The 17348-nt window shown below is 62.1% G+C and carries 14 protein-coding genes and 1 pseudogene; 7 read left to right on the top strand and 8 right to left on the bottom strand.

The features are described 5' to 3' along the window. Positions 1-205 precede the first annotated feature (205 nt). On the bottom strand, positions 206-2113 hold the full coding sequence (locus QD356_RS05915; protein ID WP_192838875.1) for a TonB-dependent receptor: 1908 nt from the start codon (positions 2111-2113) through the stop codon (positions 206-208). A 406-nt stretch (positions 2114-2519) separates the two neighbouring features. Here QD356_RS05915 and QD356_RS05910 point away from each other — a divergent pair, with 406 nt between their 5' ends. Next, positions 2520-3377: an MBL fold metallo-hydrolase gene (locus QD356_RS05910; RefSeq protein ID WP_225996569.1), complete on the top strand. Its 858-nt coding sequence runs from the start codon at positions 2520-2522 to the stop codon at positions 3375-3377. Between the two features lie 120 nt (positions 3378-3497). Here the strand turns inward: QD356_RS05910 and QD356_RS05905 are convergent, their stop codons facing one another. Beyond that, positions 3498-4352, bottom strand: coding sequence for an SDR family oxidoreductase (locus tag QD356_RS05905; protein WP_054556575.1), 855 nt, complete (start codon positions 4350-4352; stop codon positions 3498-3500). 200 nt (positions 4353-4552) lie between these two features. Next, entirely contained in the window at positions 4553-4906 is a 354-nt protein-coding gene (locus QD356_RS05900; protein WP_192838873.1) for a hypothetical protein, read from the bottom strand. A gap of 443 nt (positions 4907-5349) precedes the next feature. On the opposite strand from QD356_RS05900, the pseudogene QD356_RS05895 reads away from it, so the two are divergent. Then, positions 5350-6030: pseudogene (locus tag QD356_RS05895) on the top strand (hypothetical protein); the annotation flags it as partial. 356 nt (positions 6031-6386) lie between these two features. Here QD356_RS05895 and QD356_RS05890 read toward each other — a convergent pair. After that, positions 6387-6827 carry a hemerythrin domain-containing protein gene (locus QD356_RS05890; RefSeq protein ID WP_192838872.1) on the bottom strand — a complete coding sequence of 147 codons (441 nt, stop codon included), beginning with the start codon at positions 6825-6827 and terminating at the stop codon, positions 6387-6389. A 267-nt stretch (positions 6828-7094) separates the two neighbouring features. Here QD356_RS05890 and QD356_RS05885 point away from each other — a divergent pair, with 267 nt between their 5' ends. From QD356_RS05885 to QD356_RS05870, 4 genes are all read left to right on the top strand, one after another. Further along, on the top strand, positions 7095-9533 hold the full coding sequence (locus QD356_RS05885) for an FdhF/YdeP family oxidoreductase (RefSeq protein ID WP_192838871.1): 2439 nt from the start codon (positions 7095-7097) through the stop codon (positions 9531-9533). A 554-nt stretch (positions 9534-10087) separates the two neighbouring features. Beyond that, the gene (gene codB / locus QD356_RS05880) at positions 10088-11350 is read left to right on the top strand and encodes a cytosine permease (protein ID WP_192838870.1); all 1263 of its coding nucleotides are present in this window, start codon (positions 10088-10090) and stop codon (positions 11348-11350) included. 170 nt (positions 11351-11520) lie between these two features. Beyond that, positions 11521-11814 carry a type II toxin-antitoxin system RelE/ParE family toxin gene (locus tag QD356_RS05875; protein ID WP_192838869.1) on the top strand — a complete coding sequence of 98 codons (294 nt, stop codon included), beginning with the start codon at positions 11521-11523 and terminating at the stop codon, positions 11812-11814. 14 nt (positions 11815-11828) lie between these two features. After that, a complete protein-coding gene (locus tag QD356_RS05870) occupies positions 11829-12158 on the top strand; it encodes a HigA family addiction module antitoxin (protein ID WP_153635856.1) in 330 nt (109 codons plus the stop codon). A 144-nt stretch (positions 12159-12302) separates the two neighbouring features. On the opposite strand, the gene QD356_RS05865 is transcribed toward QD356_RS05870, so the two are convergent. The 4 genes from QD356_RS05865 to QD356_RS05850 form a co-directional block, all read right to left on the bottom strand. After that, positions 12303-13298 carry an EamA family transporter gene (locus QD356_RS05865; RefSeq protein WP_192838868.1) on the bottom strand — a complete coding sequence of 332 codons (996 nt, stop codon included), beginning with the start codon at positions 13296-13298 and terminating at the stop codon, positions 12303-12305. A gap of 163 nt (positions 13299-13461) precedes the next feature. Beyond that, positions 13462-14631, bottom strand: a complete 1170-nt coding sequence (locus tag QD356_RS05860) for a DMT family transporter (protein ID WP_192838867.1) — start codon at positions 14629-14631, stop codon at positions 13462-13464. A 201-nt stretch (positions 14632-14832) separates the two neighbouring features. Continuing rightward, positions 14833-15567 (bottom strand): AraC family transcriptional regulator, encoded by a 735-nt coding sequence (locus QD356_RS05855; protein WP_192838866.1) that lies wholly within the window; start codon positions 15565-15567, stop codon positions 14833-14835. A 64-nt stretch (positions 15568-15631) separates the two neighbouring features. Further along, positions 15632-16093, bottom strand: coding sequence for a carboxypeptidase regulatory-like domain-containing protein (locus QD356_RS05850; protein WP_176677188.1), 462 nt, complete (start codon positions 16091-16093; stop codon positions 15632-15634). Between the two features lie 583 nt (positions 16094-16676). On the opposite strand from QD356_RS05850, the gene QD356_RS05845 reads away from it, so the two are divergent. Further along, positions 16677-17225, top strand: a complete 549-nt coding sequence (locus QD356_RS05845; RefSeq protein WP_192838865.1) for a sugar dehydrogenase complex small subunit — start codon at positions 16677-16679, stop codon at positions 17223-17225. Positions 17226-17348 lie beyond the last annotated feature (123 nt).

The raw sequence follows: 17348 nt of genomic DNA, 5'->3' as shown, positions 1-17348 counted from the left end.
ACTGGCGGGGAGAGCAGAGGTGACAGGCCAGCGAGGCACTGAAGACGAGACAAAGGGGGAAGGCGGAAAGAGGAGAGAAAAGAGGAGAGAGGGGAACAGAAGAGGAGGGAAGAGAGGCGTGGCGAGGAAAGCCGCGATTACCTCCCATGCAGCGGACTGATCGCTCATTGCATGGGAGGCAAGCCGTTGGCGGCCGGAGTCGGTGCTAGAGGGTGTAGTCGACGCCGACCCACAGGCGGCGACCATCTTCCACGTAGCCGAAATCGTCGTAGCGCACGCGTTTGTCGAACAGGTTGTAGAGGCCGGCGCTAAGTGTCAGCTGAGTGGTGGCATCGAAGCTGACGCCGGTATCGACGATCGTGTAGGACGGCGCGATAACGGTACGACTGGTGACACCGGTGGCGGGCTGAGTCTCTTCGCCACGCCAGTCGACTCGTGTCCAGTGATTGAGGCGATGGTTGAGCTGCCAGTCCAGCTGAGCCGTGGCCTGGTGGCGGGGAATCTGGGTCAGCGGTTGGCCCTTGTTCTCGCCACTGGTCTGCTCGGAATCGGTATAGGTGTAGCTGAGTGCCAGCGCGAGGTCGTGACGCAGCTCCTGATTGAGGCTCAGCTCGACGCCCTGGGTGACGGCACTGTCGACGTTGTTGTACCAGCGCGCATCATCCGCGCCGCCGGCGCAGGCACCATCCGGGCACAGTTCGGTGACGATCTTGTCATCGAAGTCGCTGCGGAACAGGGTCACGCCCGCCTGGGTGCCTCTGGCATTGTCATACAGCAGGGCGATCTCGCGGCTGAGAGAGGTCTCGGCTTCCAGATCCGGATTGCCGTAGATATCGCCGCCGCGACTGTCCTGTACCCAGTTGTCGGCGACCTGACGCAGACTCGGCGCCTTGTAACCGGTCGCCACGCCTGTCTTGAGCGTCCAGCTGTCGGCCAGTTGATAGACGCTGTAAAGACGCGGTGACAGGTGGCTGCCGTAGTTCTCGTCTTCATCCAGACGCACGCCGCCGGTCAGCGCCCAGTCGTCGGTCAGCAGCCATTCGTCCTCGGCGAACAGTGACCAGCGGCTGTTGCGGATCTCGTTGATGTCGCTCAGAGCGTTGGTGTCGTTGTCCTCGAGGTGCTCCTCCTCGAAGCTCACGCCCAGGGTGGTCAGGTGATCGCCCAGCGGAATCAGCACGTTGCTGCTCGCCTTGGTATTGCTCAACGTGATGTCACGGCTATCGTTGCGTGACGTCTCGTACTGGACGTAGGAATTGGTGCTGGCGCTGGCCCAGTCACCCTGATGGCTCAGGCTGAAGCGGCGAGTATCCCAATCACGATCACTGTCCTGGCCCTGACTGCGGTCTTCCTCGGTCTGGCGATTCTGGTCATGGTAGGCGAATTCGGCCTCGATGCGCTGGTTGTCGTCCGGCGTGAGGCTGAGCTTGGTGTCGAGGTCCTGACGCTTGCGCTGTGGGTAGCCGCGGGTGATGTCATCTTCCTGGCGCGTGGTCTGTCCGGCGCTGACGCTCAGGCCCAGCAACCCATCGATGAGCGGGCCCGAGGTGCGAATGCGGCTCTGGCGTTCTTGTCCCGACACGCTGTGCTGGGGGATGAAGGTGTCATAGTGCAGATTGGTGACCCATTCCTCCTGCGTCTTGCGGGTGATGATATTGATGACCCCGCCGATGGCATCGGAGCCATAACGCGTCGACATCGGGCCACGTACTACCTCGATACGCTCGATCGCTTCCAGTGGCGGCAGCCAATCCTGCTCGAAGCCACCACTGCCACTCGGTCGCGTATCACGGCTGTCGATCGGGCGGCCATCCACCAGGATCAGCGTGTATTCACCGGGCATGCCGCGAATGCTGATGTCCTTGGAGTATCCGCCGCTGGATACCGTCACGCCGGGCAAGCCGCGCAGCGCATCGGTGAGGTCGCTGTAATGACGGCCTTCAAGGCTCTCGCGCGTGATCACGCTCATCGAGGCCGGGGCGTCCTTGACCATCTGATCATGACCGGACGCGGTGACGACGATGTCTTCCAGCTGGTCGGAGGCATGGCTCGGGAGTACCACCAGAGAGGGGAGCGCCGCCAGGGCCAACAAGACGGCTGAGCGTGAGGCCATGGGGCGGTGAGGTGCAGGAGGGTGCGCTGGCATCGATTGAAGTTCCCGAGATTATCGTTATGTGTGTGCATCATTCGTGCACTTTTTGAATGATAATGCTTTGCATTGGCGCAGCGCAACGCACTGTTGCGAAAATGTGACGTTGGTGACAATCTTCGACGCTGAATCCATTCATCTTGGTGAGATAGGGCTATCTATGGGGAATTCTCGGCTAGTAACGGCAGGACTGTTGGCAGGGGTGATCGGCCTGCCGCTGTCAGGTGTCGCCTTGGCCAGCGCGGCATCGCAGCCAGCTGATGCTCCTGCTGCGGCGATGTCGCCGCTTGCGACCCAGCTTGCGCAACGGGGGTTGGCGGCGGGTGAGGGGTATCCCGGCCTTCACAGCCTGTGTAGCCTCGAGGCACCCTTGGTAGACGCGGGCAAGCGCCACCGACACTCCGAGGATGAAACTGCCAAGCCCAGACCCAGATCGAAGCCCTCCGCTGACAAGCGCAAGTCGCTGGGGCCGCACAGGGTATTCGACAATCTCTACTTCGTCGGCAATGGCCAGGTTTCGAGCTGGGCCTTGACCACCTCCGAGGGCATCATCCTCATCGATGCGATGAACACCCCGAATCAGGCCGAGACCATCATCGCGCCAGGTATGCGCGAGCTGGGTTTGGACCCTGCCGATATTCGCTATCTGGTAATTACCCATGGCCATGGCGACCATTACGGCGGCCAGTCCTGGATCGTGGAGCAGTATGCGCCCGAGGTGATCATGACCAAGATCGATTGGGACATGCTGGATGACCCCGAGCAGCGCATCGACAACCCGCGCTGGGGAGAGCCGCCAGAGCGGGACCATCAGGTCATAGACGATGAGAGGCTGACGCTGGGTGACACCACGCTCGGCATGTACATCACGCCCGGCCACACCCCCGGCACGCTGTCGCTGGTGCTCCCGGTCAGGGATGGCGATGAGATGCATCACGCCGTGTTGTGGGGCGGCACTGGCTTCAACTTCGGGCCGAATGAGGCCAGACTGCGTGGCTATTCTGCCTCGGCGTCACGCATGCATCAGATCGCGCAGCAAGCCGGCGTAGACGTCTTCCTGTCCAATCACCCCAAGCGTGACGGCACACCCGGACGAATCGCGGACCTTGAGACTCGCAAGCCAGGCGAAGCGCATCCCTTCGTGACCGGAAACCAGGCGTTGGGCGCGCTGGATCTGCTCAGTGATTGCACGTTGGCCCAGGCCGAGCGTCTGCGCGCCGCACGCTGAGTCATCCTGCGGACATAGCCCGCGACAAACGAAACAGGCCGCCCAAGATGGGCGGCCTGTTTCGTGTCGAGCATGTCGCATCACACTCGGCTTGCTCAGGTGTGTGCTGAAGGTCTGCGATCAGGTGTTGAGCACGACGCCACCATTGAGGTGAATCGTCTGGCCTGTCATGTAGCTTGAGTCTTCGCTGGCCAGATAGACGTAGGCCGGGCCCATTTCGCTTGGCTGGCCGGGGCGTTCCATCGGTACCTGCTGGCCGAAGTTGGCGACCTTCTCATCCTCGAAGCTGGCGGGGATCAAGGGAGTCCACACCGGGCCGGGCGCGACGGCATTGACGCGAATGCCGCGGTCCATCAGCGTGCCGGACAGTGAGCGTACCAGCCCCTGGATGGCGCCCTTGGTGGCGCTGTAATCGATCAGGCTGTCATTGCCCTTGAAGGCGTTGACGGATGAGGTGGCGATGATGGAATCGCCTTTGGAGAGGTGCGGCACGGCGGCCTTGATCATGTAGAAGTGACTGAACAGATTGGTCTTGAAGGTGCGCTCGATCTGCTCGTCATCGATCTCGGTCACGTCATCCCAGTCGTACTGCTCGGCGGCATTGTTGACCAGAATATTGAGCTGTCCGAATTCCTCCATCGCGCCCTCGACGACCTTGCGGCAGAAGGCCGGGTCGCCGATATCCCCTGCGATGCGGCGCCCGCGTCTGCCTTCGGCTTCGATCAGACGGATGGTCTCCTGGGCATCGACTTCTTCACTGCCCAGGTGCGTGATCAGACAATCGGCACCTTCGCGTGCGAAGTGCACGGCGGCGGCGCGACCGATACCGCTGTCACCACCGGTGATGACTGCCACCTTGCCCAGCAGTTTGCCGCTGCCGCGATAGCTCTCGCGGATATATTCGGGCTTGGGGTCCATGCGATGTTCATCGCCCGGTTGATGGTTCTGATGCTGTGGGGGCTGTTGCTGAGTCATGCCGTCACCTCCGGTTCGTTGATCGTGAATGCGCTGCTGCGCGTTCAGACGCTGAACGTCTCCCCACAGATCTGTGGACGATCGTGGCGGATTAAACCCCCTTGATCATGATTTTCTTGTTTAGCGATATAAAAACGCCCAGCCCCGAGTGAACGGAGCTGGGCGTCAGAATGTCTCGTCATCGGCAAGCCTGACGGTTGTCAGGAAGCGATATCCTCATGCTTGTCATGCATGGTGGCTGGCGTACTGGCGCCCGCTGCCATGGTCTGTGCAAGCGGAACACGCGGCTCGCTTTCCTGAATCTGTTCTATTCCGTGCAGGCTCGGCAGATTGGCAGGATCATGCCCGGGGCCGGTTTCGAGGCTGGGCAGTGCCTTGCGAATGATGCTGGCGCACAGGGCCCGGTGTGCATGCAATGTCAGACCTTCCCGTTCGAGGAATTGCAGCAACCGAGTGGCCGAGACCAACGCCACGATGGGATGGAGATCGCGAAAGTGTTCCTCGACCTGGCTGGAACTGACCGACGCGAGTCGCTCCGGATGGGTATGCGGCATCGAAATATCCTCTTTTCGGGTTCCGATGAGTCGGAATCTTGAGTGTTACTTCAGGTGTCACTCTGCCTCGCCGGCGGTGGGGCTTGCCCATCTTCCGGCGTGACCCCTGCGCTTTCCTTGGCGCATCGGTCATTGGTCTCAAGGTGACAGCTCGTACTGAGAGTGTTCGTGCTGAGAGTGTTTGGTTTACGACGGTGTTGCGTTGTTCAAATGCTAGTATTAGAGAATTCGCGAATATCTTCCAGCCTTGATGCGCGCATGCTCTCATTTTTATCGTGATTTCACGAAACTTCATGTCTTCGCGTAGGCGAATACCTGCCACGGGGTTCCGACTGTTAGAATAACGCTCCCCCATGTCGTACAGATGTCCGTCATGTTGAATATAGTCAGGATGGCCACCAAGCCACCTGACAGATGATCATTTTTCCTTCTATGGATGTGCCATGAAACGCTTTGTGCTGCTCGATACCGCGCCGATCCCCGGCACGACGGATTCGTTGTGTCTGTTCGAGTATGGCGAGGACTTCGTCATCAAGATCGAGAGCGGCAAGGGCGGGCAGCTGATGAATACCCGCATGCATGGCTCGGAAGATGCGCTGGCTGAGATTCCGGCCGGTCTGCTCAAGAGTCGCGGCACGCCGGCGACGCCGCAGCGCGTATTGATCGGCGGCTTGGGGATGGGTTTCACCCTGGCCGCCGCACTCAAGCACTTCAAGGCAGATGCCGAGGTGGTCGTTGCCGAGCTGGTGCCGGGAGTGGTGGCCTGGAATGACGGCCCGCTGGGGGCCAAGGCGGGTTATCCGATTCGGGATCCGCGCACGACAGTCGAGAATCGCGATGTGGCCGAGGTGCTGCGTGAAGCGCCCGGCGGCTTCGATGCCATCATGCTGGATGTGGACAATGGCCCGGAAGGCCTGACCGCGGATGACAACGACTGGCTCTACAGTGCAGAGGGGCTGGCGGTGTGTGCCAAGGCGTTGCGCCCGGCCGGCATTCTGGCGGTGTGGTCGGCCACGGCCGATGCGCGCTTCTCGCAGCGCCTGTCGCGGGCCGGTTTCAAGGCCGAGGCACGTCAGGTCTACGCGCATGGTAGCTCGGGGGCCAAGCACACCATCTGGATCGCGCGTTACGTCGGGCGTGCGGAGAAGTCTGATGACAAGACGAAGGCCGGAAAAGGCAATGGCAAGCGCTCAGGCAGCCCGAGCAGAAAGCCGGCATCGAAGGGTGCCGCACGGCCGCCGCGCCGCAAGTAAGCTGAGTGTCTCGTTGCTGATGACGTGATGGATGACTCTTCGCCTCATGCGCTTACACACGCTGTGAGAGACAGCAGCGCCTTCACCGCAGGGCGAACGCATGACAAAACGGGCTGGCCACATGATGTGGTCAGCCCGTTTTGGTGTGCGTCATCGGCGCTTATCGATAGCGTCTAGCCTGTCACAGCGCCAAGCGCTTTCGACTAGGCCCGATGCTGGATTCTGGCTCAGGCCGCTTCGCGCGCCTTCATGTCCTGGTGATATTCCTCGGCGAGGCGCTTCTTGGTGGCGTCATCGAAGACGCGGCCTGCCAGCTGGAAGACTTCCTGCTCTTCCTCATCCAGGTGGTGGGTCACCAGGTGCTCGAGCTGCTTGGCGGTGGCCAGCCAGCCCGGCGAGCTGTAGTCGGTCGCCTCGAGCTTTTCGACCAGCTCATCGATCTCATGGTGCTCGGCGACACTGTGACGCGCCTTCTCCTGCGTCATGTCGTGCTCCATCATCGGCATGTAGAGCGCACGCTCCTCAGCACCGGCGTGATTGGTGAGCGATTCCTTGAGGCGCTTGAACAGGTCACCGCGCGGCTCGCTGTCACCTTCGGTCTGCAACAGCATGTCCAGCAGGCGGCGCTGTTCGTCGTGGGTCTCGCGCAGGGCTTCAAATACGGTCATGTTCCAGCTCCTCATCATGTCTGGCGTGTTGAGTGGCGGGTCTGCTTGTGTGCGCTCTTGCTCAAGTGCGGGCTTGCTTGTGTCAGGTGTGTACAACTCTGGTGGCGGATCGGCGGAAGTTCAAGTGCGCAACGCCGATCGGCCTTGAAAAAGCCTTGGCGCGAGGCAAGGAAACAAGGGTGACCCTTGAATTCTTTGCTCGGTGGCGTGCCCGCAACGGTGTCTGATCGATGCCAGCTGCCGGCCGCCACCGTCAGGAGCCCCGACATGTCCCAAGACCAGACCACGCCAGTCGATTCCTTCAGCCCCAAGGGGTCTCACGCACCGGCGTTATCGGCGTCGCTGTCCGGCAGTCAGCTGGACCGTCCACCGGGCGGTGGCTGGCCGTCGATCAAGGCGGTCGAGAAGTTCATCTGGCAGGAGCATCTGCCCATTGAGGGCCATCGCAGCCTGATGAAGATGAACAAGCCCGATGGCTTCTATTGCCCGAGTTGCGCATGGCCGAATGGCGACAAGCCCAAGGGTGCCAACTTCTGCGAAAACGGTGCCAAGGCGCTGGCGTGGGAGGCGACACGTGAACGTGTCAGTGATGAGCTGTTCGCCGACAACACGCTCAGCGAGCTGCGCGAGTGGTCGGATCACCATCTGGAGAAGGAAGGGCGCTTGACGCGACCCCTGCGCTACAACGCCCAGACGGACCGCTACGAGATCACCAGCTGGGAAGCGGCCTACGCCGAGATCGGCCAGCGCCTCAAGCGCTATGAGGACCCGAACCAGGTCGAGTTCTATACCTCGGGGCGCACCTCCAACGAAGCGGCGTTCCTGTTTTCCCTGTTCGGGCGCATGTACGGCACCAACAACTTCCCGGACTGCTCGAACATGTGCCACGAGACCACCTCGCGGGCGCTGCCGGAGTCCATCGGCATCGGCAAGGCGACGGTCAATCTCGAGGACTTCAAGCAGGCCGATGCCATCTTCATCTTCGGCCAGAACAGCGGCACCAACAGCCCGCGCATGATGGGGGATCTCCACGAGGCGCGTGGCCGCGGGGCCGAGGTAGTCAGCTTCAACCCGCTGCGCGAGCGGGCACTGGTCAGCTTTGCCGACCCGCAGTCACCCAAGGACATGTTGAGCGGCAAGGGTGTCGAGATCAGCAGTCAGTATCATCAGCTGCGCATCGGCGGGGACCTCGCCGCCGTGCAGGCGATGTGCAAGTACGTGATCGAGGCCGACGATGCGCTGCGCGAGCGCAATCCGCATGCGGTGGGCTATCTGGATCATGACTTCATCGCCCAGCACACCCACGGTTTTGATGCCTTCGCCGAGCATTGCCGCAAGCTCGAGTGGCAGGACCTGGTCGCCATGTCCGGCCTGTCACGTGAATCGCTGGAACAGGCGGGGCAGACCTATCTGGAGGCCGAGCGCGTGATCTGCTGCTGGGGCATGGGCATCACCCAGCATGCGCGCGGCGGCGACACCATCCAGCAGATCATCAATCTGTTGCTGCTGCGCGGCAATATCGGCAAGCCCGGCGCGGGGGCCTGCCCGATACGCGGCCATTCCAATGTGCAGGGCGACCGCACCGTCGGCATCGAGAATCTGCCCAATGACGCGATGCTGGATGCCTTCGATCGGGTCTTCGACATCAAGTGCCCGCGCGAGAACGGCCATGATGTCGCCGAATGCTGCGAGGCGATTCTGCGCGGTGAGGTACGCGCCTTCATCGGCATGGGCGGCAACTTCTTCCGCGCGATTCCCGATCAGAAGCGCGTGGTCGAGAAGGTACACGAGATGGACATGACGGTGCATATCGCCACCAAGCTCAATCGCAGTCACCTGCACCCCGGCAAGCATGGCTGGGTGCTGCCCACGATCGGTCATAGCGAGCGTGACCTGCAGGCGGGCGCCGATGGCAAGGGCGCGGAGCAGGTCTCCAGCGCTGAGGACGGCATGTGCAATGTGACGCCGTCGCGCGGCGTGATGGCGCCGGCGGACCCAAGTCTGCACTCCGAGATCGCCATCACCTGTCAGCTGGCCAAGGCGACGTTGCCGCCGCATCCCACCCTGGACTGGGATTGGCTGCAGGCGGATTACGCGCGGATTCGTGATCGCATCGAAGAGGTCTTCCCGCAGATCTTCCCTGACTACAACGCGCGCCTGGCTCAGGGCGGCTTCCATATTCGCATCGCCCCGCGCGAGCGCATCTGGCATACCGACTCGGGGCGTGCCAACTTCCTGTTCCCCGAGGGGCTGGGCACGGATGAGGAGGGGCTGAACAAGGTCACCCATGAGACCCTGAACATGGATAGCACCTTCCTGCTCATCACCATGCGCAGTCACGACCAGTTCAATACCACTGTCTATTCAAATGACGACCGCTATCGCGACGTCTATGGCACGCGCATGGTGGTGATGATCAGCCCGCAGGACCTCGAGACGCTGGGGCTGAGCGAGGGTCAGCGCGTGACGCTGGAAACGGTCAGCGAAGACGGCGTCGAGCGCAGCATGGCGGGCTTCAAGCTCAAGGAATACGACATCCCGACCGGCTGTCTGGCAGCGTACTACCCGGAAACCAATGATCTGATTCCGCTGGATCACCGCGATGCGCGCAGCAACACGCCCGCCTCGAAATCGGTGCCGGTCAGGTTGCGCCTGATGGACAGCGAAGAGGTCAATGCCAGCGAAGGGGTGCTGGCGAGCAGCTGAAGGGCTTCAGCATGAACCGCTAAACAAGGAAAGGCTGCAAAATTTGCATCCTGTACTCGGCGTCAGGTTTTGATGTCAGTGAAGGAGGGCGAAAGTCACGCCACGCGCTGCACTCAAAGAGTGCGCCGCGTGGCGTTCTACTGTCTGGCGCTCAAGATGATGCCAACGTCGGCGTAATTGAGGGGTTTGTAGGTACTGCGCCGGACTTGTCGCAAAATCTTTTCTGGAGGCGGTCTTGTGTCCAACCGCGCCTGTAGCCAGGCCGGATCCTGACGCCTGTGACAGCTTCATGGCACAGGCGGCGAGCTGGCGTCTTGCACGGCTTGAGGATGGGTGGCGTGAATCTTGCGTGGTGGTAGGGTAGCGACCGCCGCTCTGACCGCTGCCCTGCCCGCTACCTTGCCCGCAGGGGGCGGTGGCCGGCGTTCAGGCAGGCTGACACCACCACAAGACTCGACGACTCACGACCGAGCTCCAGGAAGGCACTCATGGCAGAACACTCCTCACCTAACGCATCAGGCCGCGCTTCAGACCCTGCCTCAGATCAGGCATCGATGGCAGGCGAATCCGGCAATGATTATCCCTTGAGCGAAGTGCCTGCCTCGGCACGACGGGGACTGCTCTCCACCTCGATGGTGCTGCTCGGCTTCACTTTCTTTACCGCCACCATGTGGGCGGGCGGGTCATTGGGTGCCGCGTTCGCGCTCAATGAACTGCTGTGGATCATCGTGATCGGCAATCTGCTGCTCGGCGGTTACGCTGCCGCCCTGGCCTATATCGCCTGCAAGAGCGGCCTGAATTCGGTGCTGATGGGCCGGCTGTGCTTCGGCGAGAAGGGCAGCCGCCTGTCTGACTTCGTGCTCGGGTTCACCCAGATCGGCTGGTACGCCTGGGGCACCGCGACCATTGCCATCGTGCTGGTCAAGACGCTCGGCTTGCCGGAGTGGCTGACCACACCGCTGATGGTCATCTTCGGTTTCGCCTTCTGTCTGACGGCGATGATCGGTTATCGCGGGCTGGACATGCTCTCGCGCATCGCTGTGCCGGCCATGTTGCTGTTCATCCTGTTCAGTCTCTACACCGGCATGATCGATGTCGGCGGTGTCGCAGGCCTTGCGGCACTGACGCCGACGGATTCCATGAGCTGGACGGCCGCCATCACAGCAGTGATCGGCACCTTCATCAGTGGCGGCACCCAGGCGACCAACTGGAGCCGCTTCGCGCGTTCGCCGAAGATCGCCGTCATTGCCACCCTGGCGGCCTTCTTCGTCGGCAATGGCCTGATGGTGCTCACCGGTGCGCTCGGCGCGATGATCTACCAGCAGGCCGATATCGTCGACGTGATGATCGCCCAGGGACTGGTCAGCCTCGCCGTCCTGATGCTGTTCCTCAATATCTGGACTACCCAGGACAACACCATCTACAACTTCGCGATCGCCGGCTGCAATCTGCTGCGCACCCCGCATCGTCAGCGTGTCACCCTGGGCGGCGCGGCCATCGGCACCGTGTTGGCGGTACTCGGCATGTATGAATGGCTGATTCCGTTCCTGATTCTGCTCGGCACCTTCATCCCGCCGATCGGCGGCGTGATCATGGCCAACTTCTGGCTCGGTCACAAAGGGCAGTATCCGCGCCTCGCCGAGGTGCCCAAGGTCGATTACCACTGGCCGGGCCTCGCCGCCTACGCCATCGCCTGCCTGTGCGCCTGGAGCTCACCCTTCATGCCGCCCGTCGTGGGTGTCGTGGTCGCCTTCGTCGTCTACGGTGGACTGATCAAACTTGCCAAGGTCGAGCTCGCCAACAAGACGGCGGCATGAGTGGCTGAGTGTCTAATGTGAAGGGCAGAGGAATATGAAACGCCCAACGAGTCCTGGACTCGTTGGGCGTTTTTCATGGGGGAAGAAGCGTCTGGGGAGAGCCACTTCAGGGTAGAGTCACTTGATGCACAACATGGTTGTGCATAGAATGAGGGGAAAAAGGTGCTGCCATGGCGGTGGAATTCAGGGATGTGTGGCTCGAGAGCTTCTACGAGCATGATGTTGGCCACCGCAAGGTACCTGCGGCGCTCTCCAGTTCGCTCTATCGCAAGTTGCAGATTCTCGATGCCGCAAGTCAGGAGTCTGATCTGAGGATTCCACCGGGCAATCGATTCGAGCATCTACAGGGCAATCTTGCAGGTTATTGCTCGATTCGTGTCAACAAGCAGTATCGACTCATCTTTCGATGGGAGGCAGGGATTGCCCATCAAACATATCTAGACCCGCATGCTTACAAGGGCTAGAGGAGGTAGCAGTGATGAGAAACACCCAGCGGCGCCCACTGACGGTAGGAGAGATGTTGACGGCAGAGTTTCTGGAGCCGATGAACATCGACATCCGCACCCTGGCCGAGGCGATGGGAGTACACAGGAATACCCTGAGCCGTATCGTGCATGACAAGGGGACCTTGACGGCCCCGATGGCCATCAAGCTGGCGGCTGCGTTAGGCAATACGCCGGAGTTCTGGCTCAACATCCAGCATGCCGTGGAGCTTTGGGATGTGCGCCATCGTGCCTACGCCCAGGATGCCAAGGGCGTACGCCGGATAACACCGCAAGTTGATGCCGGCGAGCTTGCCTCGCACTGACGTCGCGCGCTCTTCACGGCGAGTGATTGAGATGGCGTGAGCCCGTGAGTACATGCCCGGCAATGCAAAGCCCCAGCCTGAAACTCAGGCTGGGGCTTTGTGCTTTTTGTATCCGGAGCCATCTCGTCGTGCCGCTCGCGTTGATCAGGCGGTTGCTGGCTTCACCTGAATCAGCAGGCAGACCGCGATCAGCGCCATGCCGAGCCAGCCGAGCGGAGCGATATATTCCCCGACGATGGTGACGGCGAGCAGCGCGGCGACCAGCGGTTCGAACAGTGTGAGCAGGGTGGCCTTGCTGGCGGCGACGGTCTTCAGGCCGTAGCCGAAGGCGATATAGCCGAGGAACATCGGCACCAGCGCCATATAGAGCGCGACCGATGTGTTGCCGGGGGTGGCGAACAGGCGCGGGTCTGCCACCAGCATGCTGAGGCCCAGGCCCGCGATCAGCGCGATACCGGCGACGCCGAACAGGCTGCCCATGGCAGCGCGGGCGTGGGTGCCGTGGTCCATCATGCGCCGGGCGATCAGCGAATAGGCAGCGTAGGTCGTGCCGGCGATGATGCCCAGCACGATACCACCCAGACGTTGCCAGTCAGCGTAAAGCACGCTCCCTGTCGCCATCGGGTCACCGCCGGCGCTGAGGGCGCTGACGGTGGCAATGTCTCCGACATGAGTGGCCGTTTCGCCCATCGCCATCATCACCACACCGGTAATGCCCAGCGCGAGGCTGATATACCAGCTCAGCGTGAGTCGGTGGTCGCCGAACAGGCGCTCCAGAATCGCCGCGGCCAGTGGCGCCGTGGCGATGGTGATCACCGTGCCGATGGCGACGCCGGCCAGATGCATCGAGGAGTAGAAGGCCAGCGGGTAGATGACGACGCACGCGGCGCCGAGCAACACCCAGCGCTTCTGCGCCATCAAAAGGCCCAGGCAGCCCATGATATTGGGCCGCGCGATCACGGCCTGAAGCAAGCCGCCGACGCCCATGGCGAAGGCGCCGGTCGCCAGCGGGCTGACAGCCTGATTGAAGTGGGCCGCCGTGCCGGTGGTGCCCCATAGCAGCGCGGCAAACAGGACGGCCAGGCTTCCCATGTCGGTCGATCTTGAAGAGGCAGCGATATCGGGGCGGGTGGTTGTCATGGTGATGTCCTTGCGTGTCTTGCCAATCCCTTGGCCGTTTTCAGTCGCAGCATAAGCGCTGGCGAAAGTGTGCTGAAACCACTTTCGGGGAGTTGAGTTGTCGCGCCAGCTGGCTGCCGCTCAGGGCGCGCACTCCAGCTTGCCAACAAATCCCTCATCGCCGTCAGGCGTCGTGACGCTGCCATGGCTCCGTTCCTTGCTCCGGCCCTTGCTCCGGTCCTTGCTTGGCATCGCGGCCATGCTCGGTATCGCTCCACGGATCACGCTCACCCCAGTGGGCAGTGTCGCCGTGTGTATCAGCTAGCGCGTCGCAGGCCGTGTCAGGTGTCGTCCAGGCCGCGAGGTCTGCCTGCGGGCTGGCCATCGGCGCCTGCGTTGCCTGTGGACGCAATTGCAGCATCAGGCAGGTCATGATCAGCACCATGCCGATGGCGCCCATCAGCGTGAACTGCTCGCCGACCACGATGACGGCCAACAGGCCCGCCACCAGTGGCTCGAACATGGTCAGTACCGTCACCCGGCTGATGGGCACGCTGGCAAGCCCGCGTCCGAAGATGAGGCTGGCCAGCAGCATCGGGATCAGCGCCATGTAGATGGCGACCGCCGAATTCACCGGCGTGGCGAACAGGCGCGGATCGAGGAACAGGCAGCTGATGGCCAGGCCGATCAACAGCAGGACGCCGGCACAGCCGAACATCGCCCCCATGGCTGCACGGCGATGCACGCCCAGCAGCATCATGCGTCTGGCAAGCAGCGAATAGGTGGCGTAGCTCGCGCCGGCCAGCACGCCCAGCCCGATACCGATGAGCTTGCGGCTCTCGCTGGCAACGCCGCTGGCAGTGGCGTTTGCCGCCGTGTCTGCCAGGCGTGTCTCGCCCATGGCCATCAACCCCACACCTGTCATGCCCAGCATCAGCGCCGCGTACCAGCGCGCACTGACGCGCTTGCGATCCAGCACATATTCCAGCACCGCTGCCGCCAACGGCGCCGTGGCGATGGTGATCACGGTGCCCATCGCCACGCCGGTGTATTCCATGGCCGAATAGAAGGCCAGCGGGTAGACGATGATGAACAGCGCCGCCCACAGCACGAGATGCTTGTGGACCAGCAGGGCGGCCAGTTCCTCATGGAGGATTCGTCGCGACAGCACGGCCTGCAGAATGCCGCCAAAGCCCATGGCGAAGGCGCCGGTGGCCAACGGGCTGACATCCTGATTGAAGTGGGCGGCGGTGCCGGTCGTGCCCCATAGCAGGGCGGCCGTGAGGACGGAAAGATTGCCGATCTGGCGTTCCAGCGCTGGGCGGAAGGGCGTCCGGGAGAAGGAGTGCTGCATGGTGGATGGCTCGCAATGAAGTGTGTCTCGGTGTGCACGAGATTACGCCTCATCGCGAGAATATATTGTGCTGAAACTACGCTCTGATCTGCCAGGAGAAGCAAAACGTCATATACCGCCAGAGTGCGGTGATTGACTGTCGGGTTCGGGTACTCAATCGGTTGTTCAGATGATCGAGTCAGTCAGTCGTCATTCAGTGATTCAGTCATTCGGGGGAGTGAGGCTCGAATACTGACGCGTCATCTCGCGTGGCGACTGGCCGAAGTAGCAGGAAAAGCGCCGCGAGAAGGCGGAAAGGTTCTGATAGCCGACGGCCTCGGCGACCTGCTGGACGCTGAGATCGGTATGGATCAACTGCGCCCGCGCGCGCTCCATGCGTCTGGCGGTCAGGTACTGCTTGACGCTGACGCCCAGATTGTCGCGGAACACCTTGTGGAACTGGGTCGGGCTCAGGTGGGCGAGTCGGGCCAGTGATGCCACGTCGTGGGGCTGGGCCAGCTGCGCGTTCATGATGTCGAGCACTCTGAGCAGACGACGATCGACGCGCTGATCACAGGTCTGCTTCTCCAGCAGACCGAGAAACAGCGCGATGGAGAGCTGATCGATGTGCTTGTCGACCTCACCTTGCAGCTGTGCTTCGAGAAACAGCAGGTAGTTCATCAGCAGGGTGCTGATCGAGAACACCACGCGTTGCGACGCCGCAAGGTTGTCGGGCAGGTAGTCTAGGTCAGCAACGATGAAACGCGCGGCGTCCTTGGCATGAAACAGGTGCGATTCCCCGGGGCGAATGATGACGCACTCGCCGGTGACCACGGTGCCGTGATGGCTGCCGACCTGGATATCGAGATGGCCGCGGATCGGCAGCACCAGCTGGTGGTGGTCGTGGTCATGACTCGTGGCCTGCGGGGTATAGGCGCGCAGCGAGAGTGTCGTCATGGTGCGATGGCCATCATCGGGCGATGCAAGGGCAGCAAGCAGAGCAAGAGGAACACGCGGGCTATCAGCGGCTCAGCTCGATGCTGCGGGTCTGGCCACGGCCGACCTGCACCTGACTGAGAATCAGCGGGCTGCGTGTGCCGTCCGGCAACTGGATGACACCGGCGACATAGAAGGTGCCGGACGGCAGGCCAGTGGCATTGAAGTAGCCATTGCTGTCAGTGCGCACGATGTGGGTATAGGCCTGGGCACGCGGGTCGGCGCGAGACGCCGTCTTGCCTGCCAGCGCCAGTTCGGCGGCTTCTGCGGAGTAGGTGGTGACCGGTGCGATCGAGATGCCCGCCCGGTTGGCGTAGATCGTCTGGCCCTGCCATTCATAGGACATGCGGCCCTTGATCACCGAGGTGCCGGTCTTGTCCAGCTTGGCGTACTCCGCCTCCGGGAAGGCGACGGTGCGCTGGACGCGCTGCTCGCCCTGTTCGGACTGCGAAGAGCCGAAGTCCGGCAGCGAAATGCTGTCGGCCATGCGCGAGGCGCTTTCACACCCGGCAAGAACGGCGGTACACATGAGCAGAGCGAGCGGAGTACGCAAGTGACGAAGCATGGCGAGTCTTCCCTGAAGTCGAGTGATAGGCGGCGCGGGCGTCGGCTCGTGAGCGAGCCAGTCTGGCCACAGCTGCTGCCTTTGCCCCACATCCTACTGCGCCGAGCACAGTCAGGGAACTGCCGGTGAGCGGGAGACAGGCACGGGTGACTCTTCCGTCAGGCATCGGCATCCGTGGGCATCCGCTGGTAACACTTGCGGTTTCGACCGACCCTTGTCAGTAGGCCAGCAGCAAGCGTTTGCCCGTGAGCGCGCTGGGTTGCGCAAGGCATGCCTCTGGAGTTGCTTAAACAGGAACTCCTTGTTCATTATACGTTTGTCTATAACGTGATGGCGCTTGTTACCATGCGGCTCATCAAACCCTGTGCAAGGGCTGCGCAAGAGCTGTTCAAAACCGCTCAAGATCTGCTGGTGTGCTGTTCGAGTGCAGCACACAGGTGGCATTACCGCCTAGCGCGCGGTGCGCTGGCGTCGGGTGAACCATTCATTGTCCGGGAGGGGCCGCATGTCGACATCTCAGAGCGCTACTGATCCTTCACGTCGCCAGCTGTTGAAGCTGGGGCTTGGTGGGGCAGGCATTGCCGTGTTCGGCGGCCTGTCCCTTCAGGCCCTGGCCGAGACAGTCGCTGACGAGCAACAGAGGCAGGATGACAGTGCCTTCGCGACGTTCATGGTCCTGTCGCGCTGGCTGCTGAGCGACAAGACCCTGGATGAGCGGCTGGGCCAGCGCTACTTCGAGGCGCTGGCGAGAATTCCGGCCGAGGGAGTGCCCGGTGTCGGCAGCTTGCCGGCCCTCAAGACCCGCTTGCTGGCCCTGGGCGAGTCGCGAGAGTACGTGAAAAAGGAAGACCTGAGTGACGGCGAGATGGCGCTGGTGCGCCGTCTGCTGCAGGCCTGGATGCTGGGCACGGTCGGCAAGTCGATCAGTGACCCTGCCGCCGAGGTCATCGCCTTCGAGCGCGCTGGCATGTATGCCGGGCCGCGCGATGTGCAGGTGGTGCGTACCTATTGCCCCAATCGCCCGGGGTTCTGGGCAGAGGCACCCAAGGCCTGAGTGGGCACGCTTACTCCCAAGGCTTGCGCGTGGCGGATGGTCGGGCCTTGAGTCCGTGCTTAGATCTCAGCTCCTGACATCGCCTGCATGCCAGACCTTCCAGGGGCGTCCTGACCGCCCCTG

The organism is Cobetia sp. 2AS (assembly GCF_029846355.1).
Lineage (GTDB): Bacteria > Pseudomonadota > Gammaproteobacteria > Pseudomonadales > Halomonadaceae > Cobetia > Cobetia amphilecti.
This window is presented reverse-complemented; position numbering and strand designations above follow the sequence as displayed.